The 13,001-nt window shown below is 74.6% G+C and carries 11 protein-coding genes; 6 read left to right on the top strand and 5 right to left on the bottom strand.

What is annotated here, in order from left to right:
• Positions 1-24: 24 nt before the first annotated feature.
• On the bottom strand, positions 25-336 hold the full coding sequence (locus EV378_RS11520) for a DUF4873 domain-containing protein (protein ID WP_132423776.1): 312 nt from the start codon (positions 334-336) through the stop codon (positions 25-27).
• The gene (locus EV378_RS11515) at positions 329-1,039 is read right to left on the bottom strand and encodes a TetR family transcriptional regulator (protein ID WP_243653394.1); all 711 of its coding nucleotides are present in this window, start codon (positions 1,037-1,039) and stop codon (positions 329-331) included. The genes EV378_RS11520 and EV378_RS11515 overlap by 8 nt, the downstream gene beginning before the upstream one ends.
• A gap of 45 nt (positions 1,040-1,084) precedes the next feature.
• Here EV378_RS11515 and EV378_RS11510 point away from each other — a divergent pair, with 45 nt between their 5' ends.
• From EV378_RS11510 to EV378_RS11500, 3 genes are read left to right on the top strand one after another with little or no spacing between them, the layout of a single operon-like run.
• The gene (locus tag EV378_RS11510) at positions 1,085-1,963 is read left to right on the top strand and encodes an SDR family NAD(P)-dependent oxidoreductase (protein ID WP_132423773.1); all 879 of its coding nucleotides are present in this window, start codon (positions 1,085-1,087) and stop codon (positions 1,961-1,963) included.
• A gap of 1 nt (position 1,964) precedes the next feature.
• Positions 1,965-2,867, top strand: a complete 903-nt coding sequence (locus EV378_RS11505) for an AurF N-oxygenase family protein (protein ID WP_132423770.1) — start codon at positions 1,965-1,967, stop codon at positions 2,865-2,867.
• 32 nt (positions 2,868-2,899) lie between these two features.
• On the top strand, positions 2,900-3,823 hold the full coding sequence (locus tag EV378_RS11500; RefSeq protein ID WP_243653393.1) for an alpha/beta fold hydrolase: 924 nt from the start codon (positions 2,900-2,902) through the stop codon (positions 3,821-3,823).
• Positions 3,824-3,890: 67 nt separating this feature from the next.
• Here EV378_RS11500 and EV378_RS11495 read toward each other — a convergent pair whose 3' ends face one another.
• From EV378_RS11495 to EV378_RS11485, 3 genes are read right to left on the bottom strand one after another with little or no spacing between them, the layout of a single operon-like run.
• Positions 3,891-4,526 (bottom strand): TetR/AcrR family transcriptional regulator, encoded by a 636-nt coding sequence (locus tag EV378_RS11495; protein ID WP_132423767.1) that lies wholly within the window; start codon positions 4,524-4,526, stop codon positions 3,891-3,893.
• 27 nt (positions 4,527-4,553) lie between these two features.
• Positions 4,554-6,287, bottom strand: coding sequence for an HAD family hydrolase (locus tag EV378_RS11490; RefSeq protein ID WP_132423764.1), 1,734 nt, complete (start codon positions 6,285-6,287; stop codon positions 4,554-4,556).
• 6 nt (positions 6,288-6,293) lie between these two features.
• Complete coding sequence (locus EV378_RS11485) at positions 6,294-7,217, bottom strand: glycoside hydrolase family protein (protein WP_132423761.1); 924 nt, start codon at positions 7,215-7,217, stop codon at positions 6,294-6,296.
• Between the two features lie 157 nt (positions 7,218-7,374).
• Here EV378_RS11485 and EV378_RS11480 point away from each other — a divergent pair, with 157 nt between their 5' ends.
• The 3 genes from EV378_RS11480 (at position 7,375) to EV378_RS11470 (ending at position 12,987) form a co-directional block, all read left to right on the top strand.
• Positions 7,375-8,409 carry an alpha/beta fold hydrolase gene (locus EV378_RS11480; protein ID WP_132423758.1) on the top strand — a complete coding sequence of 345 codons (1,035 nt, stop codon included), beginning with the start codon at positions 7,375-7,377 and terminating at the stop codon, positions 8,407-8,409.
• A 103-nt stretch (positions 8,410-8,512) separates the two neighbouring features.
• Complete coding sequence (moeZ, locus tag EV378_RS11475) at positions 8,513-9,685, top strand: adenylyltransferase/sulfurtransferase MoeZ (RefSeq protein ID WP_132423755.1); 1,173 nt, start codon at positions 8,513-8,515, stop codon at positions 9,683-9,685.
• Positions 9,686-9,954: 269 nt separating this feature from the next.
• Complete coding sequence (locus EV378_RS11470; RefSeq protein ID WP_132423752.1) at positions 9,955-12,987, top strand: hypothetical protein; 3,033 nt, start codon at positions 9,955-9,957, stop codon at positions 12,985-12,987.
• Positions 12,988-13,001 lie beyond the last annotated feature (14 nt).

Below are 13,001 nucleotides of genomic sequence, written 5' to 3'. Positions count from 1 at the left end.
GCCGCAGGGGTGTGCTGCCGCGCGCTACGCGTCTGCGACGTCCAGGGCGAACGGGGGCCGTCCGGTTCCGGTGAGCCGGTAGCGGTCCCACAGGTCCGCATCGCCCAGGCGCCCCGTGGCGCTGTGCCCCTCGGTGCGCACCTCGACGTCCGCCCCGGTGCCGACCAGCTCCGCCAGCCGCGGCTCGGCCTTCACCCGGCCCGCCCAGTGCAGCTTCCCGTCGAACGGTTCGTGGTGACATCCGAGCCGGACCTCGACGACGACCTCGGTGCCGTCGACGACGATCGTCGCCGGGCCCTCGTACTCGCCGTCGTGGTCGTGGTCCTGGTCAGCCATGGTCGGCCTCCCCTGCGGTGTCGGAACGCGGGTTCGGGACCAGGCTCAGGATGTCGGCCGTGCTCTCCGTCCCGTCCAGGCCGGTGACGCCGGAGATCCCGCCCCAGATCAGCGACGTCAGGTAGTTCGTCAGCGCCTCGCGGCTCATCGTGCGCCGGTCCAGCCACCAGTCGCCGGCCAGCTGCACCATGCCGATCAGCCCGTACGCCCACGCCTCGGCGCCCCCGGAGTCGCGCCCGCTCGCCCGCAGGTGCTCGCCGAAGATCGTCGCCAGCAGCGCGGCGATCGTGCCGCGCACGTCCTCGACGATCTCCGCGCCGGGCGTCGGCTCCGCCGGGTTGTGCACGACGAACCGCCACAGCTGCGGCTCGTCCTCGATGCCCGCGAGGAACGCGTCGATCACGGCCGCGACGTGCTCGACCGGTTCGGCCTCGATCTCCAGCGTCGGGTAGATCCGGCCCATCAGCATCTGCGCCGCGGCCTCGCCGACGGCGCGCTGGAGGTCACCGCGGTCCTCGAAGTGCCGGTAGAGGACCGGCTTCGTGATCCCGGCCGCGGACGCGATCTGCGCGACGGACACGCCGGGTCCGTGCTCGCGCACGGCGCCGATCGCGGCCTCGACCATCTCGGCCCGTCGCTCGGTCCGGCGCCGGTCCCGCGCGTAGGCGCGCTCGGCCTTGACATCCTTGCCGTCCTGGGGCACGTTACCAATGGTAACAGTTACCGCTGGTAACAGCTAGGAGATGCCGTGGACGCAGTTCCGGAGATCCGTCGCGGGAGCCGGGTCCTGGTCACCGGTGCGGCCGGCGGGTTCGGCGAGCCGACCGTCGCCCGGCTCCGCGAGATCGGCGCCCAGGTGATCGGTCTGGACCGGACCGCAGGAGACGGTGTGATCGCCTGCGACGTCACCGACGACGCGGCCGTCACCGCCGCCGTCGACGAGGCGGTCGGGCGGCTCGGTGGGCTGGACGCCGTCGTGCACTACGCGGGTGTCGGTACGCCGAACGACGCGGGCGGCCCGCTGGAGCCGGACGCCATGCGCGTCCTCCAGGTGAACCTGCTCGGCGCGTGGCGGGTCACGGCGGCGGCGCTGCCCGCCCTGCTCGACGGCGCCGGTCGCCGCGGCGGAAAGGGGCGCGTCGTGTTCGTGGCCAGCGAGCTGGCCTACCTCCCGCTCCCGTTCGTCTCCGCCTACAGCGTGGCCAAGCGCGGCATGAGCGCCTACGCCGACGCGCTGCGCGTCGAGTACGGCACGGAGCTGGCCGTCACCACGGTCTACCCCGGCTACGTCCGCACCCCGATCCACGACGAGGGCCGCGCCGTCGGTCTCGCGCTCGAGGGGCAGGTGCTCGGCCAGCAGGTCGACGACATCGTGGGGACCGTCCTGCGTGCCCTGACCGCGGCGCGCCCGCGCCGGGACACGGCCGGGTCCCGGTTCGGCGAGGTCGAGCTGTGGGCCGGGCGGCACCTGCCCTGGCTGATCGGCACCGTCGTCGCCCGCCGGGTGCGCTCGCGTGCCGCGGCCGGTGTCTTCGACTCCTCCCCGCTGGCCGCCGGCCTGGTCCGGCGCCTGACCGGACGTTCCGTCCCGACCGTCACCGCACCCGTCGAGCAGAGGAGCTCCTGACATGAGTGCACCCACGGCGAAGAAGCTCAACGACCGCGAGACCACCGCCGCGCGCCTGCTCGGCTCGTCGGTCCAGAACTCCTACGAGCCGAGCGTCGACATCGACTGGGACGCCCCGCTCGTCGAGGGCAAGTACGGGATCGTTCCGGAGCGCGTCTCGCTCTACGGCACCGAGCTGTGGGACGGGCTGAGCGAACAGCAGCGGATCACGCTGTCGGTGCACGAGTTCTGCAGCGTCGCCCGGATCGGCCTCTGGTTCGAGATGATCCTCATGCAGATGCTGCTGCGCTACGCCTACGACCGCGACCCGCGCTCGGCGCACATCCAGTACGCGCTCGTCGAGATCGCCGACGAGTGCCGGCACTCGATGATGTTCGCGAAGGCGACCGAGCGCTACGGCGTGCCGGACTACGCGCCGCGCAAGCTGGTGCACGAGGCCGGCCGCTACTTCAAGGCCGTCGGCACCGGGCCCGCGATGTTCGCCGGGACGCTGTTCGTCGAGGAGATCCTGGACCAGCTGCAGCGCGAGGGCATGCGCGACGAGCGTGTCCAGCCGCTGTCCCGGATGATCAACAAGATCCACGTGACGGAGGAGGCGCGGCACGTCCGCTACGCCCGCGAGGAGCTGCAGCGGCTCGTTCCGAAGATCAACAAAGCGCAGCTGGCGTTCGCGAACTACCAGACGGCGCGGATCGCCTCGATCGTCGTGAACAACCTGATCCACCCCGAGGTCTACCGGAGCGTCGGGATCGAGCCGAAGGTCGGCCACGCCGTCGCCCGGAGGAACCCGCACCACATCGAGATGCGCCGCTGGTCGGCCCGCAAGCTCGTGCCGTTCCTGCGCGAGCAGGGCATGATCGGTGGACCGACCGAGATCATCTGGCGGAGGGCGGACCTGATCTGATGCACGACGAACGCCGGTACCGGGAGCAGCGCATGCGGAACGAGCATCGGTACCGCGTCCTGACCGGCGACGGAACCGGGCTGTACGCCGTCGACTCCGGGCCGGACGGGGCACCGGTGACGGTCGTGCTGGCGCACGGCTGGACGCTCGACGAGCGCTGCTGGGCACCGGTCGCGCACGAGCTGACCGGCGGCTCGCACCCCGGCCCGCGCCCGCGGGTGATCCGGTACGACCACCGGGGGCACGGCCGCTCGGACGACACCCCGGACGCGTCGAAGACGCTCGAGCGCCTCGCCGACGACCTGGCCGAGCTGATCGGGCAGGTGGCGCCGTCCGGTCCGCTCGTGCTGGCCGGGCACTCGATGGGCGGCATGACCGTGATGGCGCTCGCGCAGCGGCACCCGGAGCTCGTCGCGTCCCGGGTGGCCGGTGTCGCGCTCGTCGCGACCGCCAGCGGCGGTCTCGGAGGCGCCGCGACGCTCGGCATGTCCGGTCGGCCGGCGCGGATGTTCCTGGCCGGCAAGCAGGCGCTGACGACGAGTCCGCGGTGGACGGAGCGCCGCGAGCTGAGCCGCCACCCGGCGCTGCTCGGTCCGGGCCTGCGCGCGCTGCTGCTCGGGCGGCGTCCGGACGGCCGTGCCCGACGGCTGACCTACGGCGCGATCGGTGACTGCCGCCCGACGACGGTCTCGGGTTTCACGCCGACGCTCACCGAGCACGAGCGCGACGCCGCGCTGGACGCGTTCGCCGACCTGCCGGTCGAGGTGATGGTCGGGTCGGCCGACCGGCTCACGCCACCGCGGTTCACCCGCCGGATCCGCACGCACCTGCCGCAGTCGGCGATGACGATCTTCCCGGACGCCGGGCACATGATCCCGGTCGAGCGGGTCGACGGCGTGTCCTCCCGGATCGCCGCGCTGGTCCAGCAGGCCGCCGCGCGCGTCACCAGCACATGATCGGCCGGTCCGGAGGATGCCGGCCACCTGCGGCCGGGATCCTCCGAAGGCGCTGATCAGCGGGAGGTCAGGACGCCTCCGGCGTCGACTCGTTCACCCGCGGGAAGCCCGCGATGCCCCGCCAGGCCAGCGACGACATCAGCGCCACGGCCTCCTCGCGCGGGATCCGCTGGTCGGAGTCGAGCCAGTACTGCGCGCCGACCTGGCTGAGCCCGACCAGCCCGACGGCCAGTAGCTGCGCCCGGTCCTTGTCGAGGCCCGCGTCCGTGGTCACCGCGCCCGCGATCGAATCGATGCAGCGGTTCAGCGCGCCCTCGACGACCGAGGCCGCCTCCGGGTCACCGCGCAGGTCGGACTCGAACACGAGCCGGTAGGCGCGGCCCTCGCCGGCCACGAAGTCGAAGTAGGCGGCGACGGCGGCGTGCACCCGCTCGCGGTTGTCGACGGTGTCCGCGATCGCGCCGGAGACCTTCTCGACGAGCTCGTCGGCGTACGTGGTGAGCAGCGCCTGGTAGAGCTCGAGCTTGCCGGGGAAGTGCTGGTAGAGCACCGGTTTGCTGACGCCCGCACGCTCGGCGATGTCGTCCATGGCCGCGGCGTGGTAGCCCTGCGCGGCGAACACGTCCCGAGCGGCGACGAGGAGCTGGGCCCGCCGCGCACCTCGGGACAGTCGCGCGCCGCGGGGTGCGGTGGTGCCGGTCATCGCGCCGCCTTTCACCCGGTGGTGACGTCACCCTACCCGCGAGTAGCCCCGATCACGAGACGTGGCGCCACCGCGCGTCGCCCGGTGTGCCGTCCCGGTCGGGCGGGTCGTCCCCGTGGCGTGGTCACCTGGTTCACTCACCGCCACCGGCAGCCCGGTGACCGCGACCGTCACGAGCGCGCCCGCGGCGCCCGCGAGCAGCGGATCGAGCAGTCCGGACGCCGCTACCGGAATCACCGCCAGGTGGTAGGCGACGGCCGCCGCGACCGTCCATTGTGCCCGGCCGGGGCGGCGTCGTCCGCGCCGCAGCGCGGCCACCGCGGCGGCCGCGTCGGCGTGTCCCGTCGCTCCGTCCTCCTCCCCGCGGACGGCGAGGGCGACGTCCGCAGCACCGAGCGCGGCGTCGTCGCGCCCGGATCTGCCGACGACGGCCACCACGCGGCCGTCCGCGCGCAGCCGCGCGACGGCGTCCGCCTCGGCGTCCGGGCGGACGCCCGCCAGCACCGTGCTCGGTCCGGCGTCGATGCCCGCCCGCCCGGCGACGGCGGTCGCGGCGGCCTCCGGGCGCGCGGACAGCAGCGCCGGGACCAGATCCATCCTCCGGACCGTCGCGACGGCGTCGTCCGCGTCCGGCCCCAGGTCCGCGGCCACGGCGAGCACGGCCCGCGCCCGCCCGTCCCAGGCGAGCGCGACGGCCGTGTGGCCGGTCCCCTCGATCTCCTGGCTGGCGGTCCGCAGCGTGTCCGGGAGCGCGACGTCGTGCTCGGCGAGCAGGTCCGGATGCCCCAGCAGCACAGCGTGCGCGACGACCGTGACGGCCGTCCCGTCGCCCCGGCGCCCGATCGGGCCGGCCCGTCCGGCGGCGGCGGGGCCGTCCGGTCCGCCGCCCGATGCGGCGTCGTCCGGGGTGTCGTCCGGGTCGCACGGCTCCTGCAGCTCGGCGACGATGCCGCTCGCGCCGAGTCCGGGCCGCTCGTCGAACTCCCCGACGGCGGGCACCTCGCCCTGCTCGGCCGCGGCGGTCGCGATCGCGCGCGCAGCCGGGTGCGCGGACGGCTCGGCGACGGAGCCCGCCAGCCGCAGGACCTCGTCGCGTTCCGTGCCGTCCGTGTGGACGTCCACGAGCCTGCGCGGGCCGCCGGCGAGCGTGCGCGAGGTGAACAGCACCGTGTCCACCCGCCGCTCGACGCGCGGGGCGCCGGCGCGGGGCCGGAACGCCGACGGAGCCGCGACCAGCAGCACGGCGGCCGCGGCGGATGCGGACCGCACCGGGTCGTCTCCCGCGCCCAGGCCGTAGCCCAGTACGCCGGCGGCGACGGCGAGCACGACCGGGACGACCGCCCTCCCGGCCGCGCGCCCGACGCGTCCGGCGGGCGACCCGGCTCCGCGCAGGTGTGCCGCCACCAGCAGCGCGACCGTGACCCCTGCGGCAACGTCGAGCCGGATCGGCGGCGGCGTGCTGCCCGGCGGGAACGGCTGGGTCCAGCCAGGGTCGCCTGCCGGAGCGCGCAGCAGCACGGCCGTCGACCAGATCGCCGCGCAGGCCGTCGCGAGCAGTGCGGGCGCGTCCACCGGCGGGGTACCGCGGCGCACCCGGCCCACGGTGTCCCGGTACAGCGGCAGCGCCCCCCACGCGACGACGGGCGCGGCGAGCGTCAGGCAGATCCACGTCCAGTGCCCGAACTGCCACGACGGCACCACGGACAGCACGACGACCGGCGCCGCGAGCAGCGCGCACACCACGAGCCGATCGCGGACCACCGGCCGTCAGCTCCCGGCGGCGGCGTCGACGGTGAACTCGGCCGTCCGTTCGGCACCGCCCTGGGTGAACGTCAGGAACAGCCGGTAACTCCCGGTGGACGGCAGCTCGGCCACGAACCCGATGCCGGGGCCGGACCGCCCCGCCGGAGCGGCTCCGGTGACCTGTGCGCGCAGCGGGATGCGGGCCAGGTCGCCCTGGCGGACCGCGACCAGCCGCCCGTAGGCGCCACCGGTGCCCGCGACCGGCTCCAGGTCGGTCACCGGCCGGCCGTCCCGCGAGACCGTCGCGAACACGGGGGAGGAGCCGCCGGGTGCCAGCTCGCCGTCCACGCGGACCTGGAACGGGCCGCTGGTGGCGGTGCGCTGCTCGGTGGTGAACGTGAACGGGCCGAACGGTCCCGGCACGAACAGGTCGGCGCCCAGGTCGAGCGCCGGACCGCCGGTCGGGGTGAACCCGGCGTAGAGCCGCCACACCCCGGCCCCCGGGAACGTCACCGGAGCCCGCCACACGCCGTCGGGCCCGGCCGTGGCGCGCAACGGCTCGTATCCGGCGTCGTCGCGGCGGATCACGGCGACGTCCACGGCCGTCGCGCCGCCGTCGATCGCCCGTACCGGGACGCCGTCCGAGCCGGTCAGCGTGAACGCGACCTCGGTCGGCTGGTTCCACGGCAGCACCGTCCGGACCGGGTGCAGCGTGTAGCCGGCGCGGGTGGAGACCAGCCCCATCGGCGCGGTCTCCGGGTCGGCCGTGTCGACGGCGTTCCGCAGAGCCGGGCCGGGGGCGAGACGGCCGGCGGAACCGGGCGCCGCGCCGCCGATGCTGCCCAGTGCCCACCCGGCCGCGAACACCAGCGCGACCGCGGCCAGGAGCGCGGTCACCCGGCCCGCCGTACGGGTCCGGCGCTCGTCGGGATCCGGCTCGCTGGTCACACCTGTACAACGCCCGCACCGGGACCGGGGTCGCGGCCGACCGGATCGGGGGACGCCCGTTCGTGACCATCTGGTCACCGTGCGTCGCAGCGGCCGACCGGGTGATCACCACCACCGGGTCGGGCGGGTCGCGATGACGACACGTCATGCTGGAGGGATGGTCGTCTCCCCGTCACCGGACGTTCATCTCGCGCCCGCGCGCCGGGAGAACGGGCTGGACTTCGCCGAACCCGAGCACGCGCACGCCGGCACGCTGGGCCGTCTCGAGCCGGACCGGACGCCGTGGCCGGGCCGGACGGTGACCGCAGGCGGCGTCGCGATGCACGTGCGGGAGACCCCTGCTGCGAGCCAGGAGCTGCCGGAGTGCGTCTACGTGCACGGTCTGGCCGGCTCGTCGACGAACTGGACCGACCTTGCCGGGCTGCTGTCCACGCGGGCGTCCGGGGTCGCCGTCGACCTGCCGGGGTTCGGCCGCTCCGAGCCCACCCGGTCCCGCGCGTACCACCCGGCCGCGCTGACCGACGCGCTGCTGTGCTGGCTGGCGGGGCGCCGCGAGGAGCGGGGCCCGGTGCACCTGGTCGGCAACTCGCTCGGCGGGCTGATCGCGATGAACGTCGCCGCGCGGCACCCGGAGCTGGTGCGGTCGCTGACGCTCGTGTCGCCCGCGATGCCGGACCGCCGCCCCGACCCGCGACGGATGTCCGACCCGCGGATGGCGCTCGCGATGGTGCCCCTGCTCGGGCGCTCCGCCCGGCGCGCGCTGGAGGCCGAGTCGACCCGTGTGCGGGCCGAGCGGGTGCTGGCGCTCTGCTTCGCCGACCCGGCGCGGGGCAGCGAGCGGCGTCTCGAGGAGCTGATCGCCGAGAGCGAGGAGCGCCGCACGCTGCCGTGGGCCGCCGAGGCCGCCGACGGTGCCACGCGCGGACTGCTGGGGATGTGGGCGGGACGTTCCGTGTGGTCGACGGCGGCCCGGACCGCCGTGCCGACGCTGGTCGTGTGGGGTGAGCGGGACCGGATCGTCACCTCCCGGCTCGCGCGCCGGACGGCGCAGACGCTGCCCGACGGCCGGCTGCTGGTGCTTCCGGACGTCGGGCACGTCGCGCAGATGGAGGCACCGGAGACGGTCGCCCGCGCCGTCGCCGGAGCGTGGGAGGCGCAGGACGAGGGTCGCTGGTCGCGCTCCGGCTCGTGATCCTGCGGCCCGACCGGGAAGAATGCCGGTCGGACCGGCGTTGGGCCGGATGAGGACGGGACCTGGGTCCCGGAACGCCGCGAACTGCTGCGAGGAGTGAAGAATGGCGCTACCGCCGCTGGTGGAGCCGGCCACCGAACTGACCAAGGACGAGGTGGAGCGGTACAGCCGCCACCTGATCATCCCGGACGTCGGGATGGACGGGCAGAAGCGCCTGAAGAACGCCAAGGTGCTGGTCGTCGGCGCCGGTGGGCTCGGGTCTCCCGCCCTGCTCTACCTGGCCGCCGCCGGGGTGGGCACGCTCGGGATCGTCGAGTTCGACGTCGTCGACTCGTCCAACCTGCAGCGTCAGATCATCCACGGGGTGTCCGACGTGGACCGCCCGAAGGGCGAGTCGGCGCGCGACTCGATCCGGGAGGTGAACCCGTACGTCGACGTCCGGCTGCACAACGAGCGCCTGACCAGCGACAACGTGCTGGACATCTTCCGCGACTACGACCTGATCCTGGACGGCACGGACAACTTCGCCACCCGGTACCTGGTCAACGACGCCGCGGTGATCCTGGGCAAGCCGTACGTCTGGGGCTCGATCTTCCGGTTCGAGGGCCAGGCGTCGGTGTTCTGGGAGGACGCGCCGAACGGGCTGGGCCTGAACTACCGCGACCTCTACCCCGAGCCCCCGCCTCCCGGCATGGTGCCGTCCTGCGCCGAGGGCGGCGTGCTGGGCGTGCTCTGCGCGTCGATCGGCTCGATCATGGTCAACGAGGCGGTCAAGCTGATCACCGGCATCGGCGAGCCGCTGCTCGGCCGTCTGGTGATCTACGACGCGCTGGAGACCACCTGGCGCCAGGTGAAGATCCGCAAGGACCCGGAGACGCCGAAGATCACCGAGCTGATCGACTACGAGGCGTTCTGCGGCACCGTGTCCGACGACGCCCAGCAGGCGGCGGCCGGCAACACGATCACCGCGCTCGAGCTCAAGGAGATGATCGACGCCGGGAAGGACTTCCAGCTGATCGACGTCCGCGAGCAGCACGAGTACGACATCGTGAACATCCCCGGCGCGACGCTGATCCCGAAGGACCGGATCCTGTCCGGAGAGGCGCTGTCCGAGATCTCGCAGGACAAGCCCGTCGTGCTGCACTGCAAGTCCGGGGGTCGCTCGGCGGAGGCGCTGGCGGCGCTGCACAAGGCCGGGTTCTCCGACGCCGTGCACGTCGGCGGCGGTGTGCTGTCCTGGGCCAAGCAGGTCGACCCCTCGCTGCCGACCTACTGAGTCCGTTCCCTTCGACGGCCGCCCCGGTGATCCGACCGGGGCGGCCGTTTCCTGTCGAGCGGTACGGCCGTTCGCGTCCCACTGCCGACAGGGTGTCACCGGTGATCGTCCTTATGAGTGAATTCACCGCGTTCGACGATGCAGCACCGCCGTACGGCGAAACGTAACGACCGGTCGTCGCGACAAGCCCTTGGCGAACCGGTGGTTGCTGCGCGCTCCCAAGAGCGATTCGGCCCATCGCGCGGCGGACCTAGGGGCGGGAGGGCCGGGTGGACGACGGCACGGGCGAGGCGAGGCACTGCGCGTTGTCGGGGTGCGACGAGCCGATCGAGGTCGTGCCCGGCCGCCCGGAGCGGCGCTACTGCACGGCCGCCCACCGCGCCGCCGCCCGGCGGGCCCGCCGCCAGGCCACCCAGTCGGACGTCCGACTGGCCGAGACGCTGCCGTGGCTGCGCGAGGAGTCGTCGCCCGTCCCGTCGTCGTTCGACCCGTCGTCGTCCGTCGCCGAGCCCGGGCCGGACGACGAGCCGGATGCGGGCTCCTCGATGCTCGAGCCGGCGCGCGTGGGCCGGGACCGGCTCGCCGCGCGGACCGAGGAGCGGCCCGCCACCGCGCCGCGTCTGACCGTGCCCCGCATGCTGATGCGGCACAAGCGGACGCTCGCGATCATCGGCGCGACGGCCGTGCTGGTCGGTGGCTACGCGTTGACCTCGTCGTCGGTGCCGGCCACGCCGCCGACGGCGGCGCCCCGCGAGATGAGCGCCGACGAGTGGGCGGGCCAGGCCCGGGTCGCGCTGGCCGGTCTGGACCGCCAGCTCGACACGCTGAACCGCACCGAGCTCGCCTGGCAGGCCGTGCAGCGCGACCCGACGCGGGCCGTGTCCACCCGGCCGGTCGCCGTCCAGCAGCTGGGACAGCGCCGCGCCGTGCTGATGCAGCAACGCGCGGCCATCACCTCGCAGCTCGACGCGTACCAGTCGCTGCGGAAGGCGGGCGACGATCTCGCGCTGGCCGACCAGCAGCTCTCCCAGCTCGAGGGCGTCGTCGCCGACCTGCCTCCGGCCGGCGCGCGCACCCCGGACCAGGTCGCCGCGATCGCCGCCCTCGACGAGCAGCGCGACATGCGCGCCCGCCAGCGGGACGCCAAGCGCGACGAGCTGCGCTCGCTGAACGAGAACGTCTCCGTCGCACGCCGGACGGTCCTTCCCTCCGACGCCGCCGAGACCGACCGCGTCACCGGGGACGTGCTGGCGCTGACCCGGGGCGAGCCCACGAGGACGCCGGAGCGGACGTCCGTCCCGAACCCGCCGCAGGTGCTCGCCGGCGGGCGCGAGGGCGACGGCGACCGCCCGGGCAACCAGGTCACGACGAGCGGTCCCCCCGACCCGCGCGGCCCGCGCGACGAGTCGGAGCCGCGTGCCGAACGGAACAGGCAGAACGCGGGGACCGGATCGGACCGGGGCCCTGCGCAGGCGCTGACGACGGCCGTACACGACGCCGCGGACGGCGTGGGCCGGATCGTCGGCGGCGACAAGGCGAAGGCCGGCGGGAAGGCCGGTGCGAAGGCCGGTGCGAAGGCCGACGACAGGAGCAGGGACCGCGGACGGTCCGGTGGGGACCGCACGGCACAGTCCGGCGGGGACCGCGCACGGACGGCCGGGTCGGACCGGCGGCAGCCGGACGTGCAGCCGGCCGGTCGCGGTGGGCCGGTCGGCCAGGTCGTCGGCGCCGCGGGCGACGCGCTGGGTGGGCTGACCGGCGGCGGAAGCGACGCGACGAAGAAGGACGGGCCGTCCGGCAGCCGCGACCGTGACCAGGAGCGCAGGCCGGACCGTGACCGGAGCGGTGATCGCACCGCCGGGCGGGACAAGGGCACCGGCTCGGACCGGGGTGGGAACGAGCAGAAGCGCGACGGTGGCGACCGCAACGGTGGCGACCGCAACGATGGCGGCGTGCTGGGGGCGATCGGACTCGGCGGTGGCGGGGGTGACGGCAAGGACCGGAACGACGGCAAGGACCGGAACGACGGCAAGGACCGGAACGACGGCAAGGACCGGAGCAACGGGAACGACCGCGGCGCCGGCGGCGACAAGCGCAGCGACGACAAGCGCAGCGACGACAAGCGCAGCGACGACAAGGGCGGCGGGCTGGCGGGAGCGCTCGGACTCGGCGGCGACCGGGGCGACAGCGGCGACCGGAACAGCGGCGACCGGAACCGCGGCGACCGGAACAGTGGCTCCGGCGGACGCGACGGCGCCGACCGGAACGCCCCGAACGGGACCGACCGCGACGGCCAGGATCGGTCCGACCAGAAACGCGACGGCGCGAACGGCGCGAACGGCGCGAACGGCTCGAACGGGCAGTCGAACCCCACGGGACCGATGACCCGGTGGGTTGTCGGCGACGGCTCGTCGGGTGCGCGCAACACCGACGACGCGACGTTCCGCGCGACGAACAACGGCGACCGCACCGGCGCTCAGGGCAACGGCGCCGACGGCGCGGACCGGTCCCGTGACGGTGCTCGCTCCGGCGGGCAGAACGGCAGCGGCAGCGCCGGCGGGCAGAACGGCAGCGGCAGCGCCGGCGGGCAGAACGGCGGCGGCAGCGCCGGCGGCCAGGACGGGCAGCGCAACGACCGCTCGGGCCAGCGGTCCGGCAACGGTCAGCTCCCGGACGGCGGATCCGGCGGCACCCAGCGCTCGGACGGCGCTCAGAAGTCCGACGGCAACCGGACGCACGATCGGTCCGGGAGCGCGCAGAAGTCCGACGGGTCGCAGAAGTCCGACGGGTCGCAGAAGTCCGGCGGCACGTCGTCGCACAACTCCCGGTCCGACAACGCGACGTCGGACGGCTCGCAGAACGCGGATCGTTCGCAGGGGTCGGGCGGGGCGGCCCAGACGTCGGACGGGGGCCGGAAGGCGAACGGCTCGCAGAACTCCGGCGGCGGTCAGAACTCCGGCGGCGGTCAGAAGTCGGACGGCGGTCAGAAGTCGGACGGCGGTCAGAAGTCGGACGGCGGTCAGAAGTCGGACGGCGGTCAGAAGTCGGACGGTTCCCGGTCGTCGAACAGTGCGAACGGTCCCGGCTACACCGAGCGCAGCGGCTCGGCGCACGCGTCGTCCACCGTCAACGGCACCACCACGACGGCGAGCGCGAGCGCGTCCAACGGATCGGCCACCGCGTCGGCGGGCTCCGCCACGGCGTCGGCCAGCGCGAAGGGCGGGTCGGCGAACGCCACGGCGACGTCCGGATCGGGCCAGACGGCGTCCGCCGGGTCCGGCGACAAGGCGGCCGGCGCGTAGGAGGACCTGCGCCG

This window comes from Pseudonocardia endophytica, from assembly GCF_004339565.1.
Lineage (GTDB): Bacteria > Actinomycetota > Actinomycetes > Mycobacteriales > Pseudonocardiaceae > Pseudonocardia > Pseudonocardia endophytica.
This window is presented reverse-complemented; position numbering and strand designations above follow the sequence as displayed.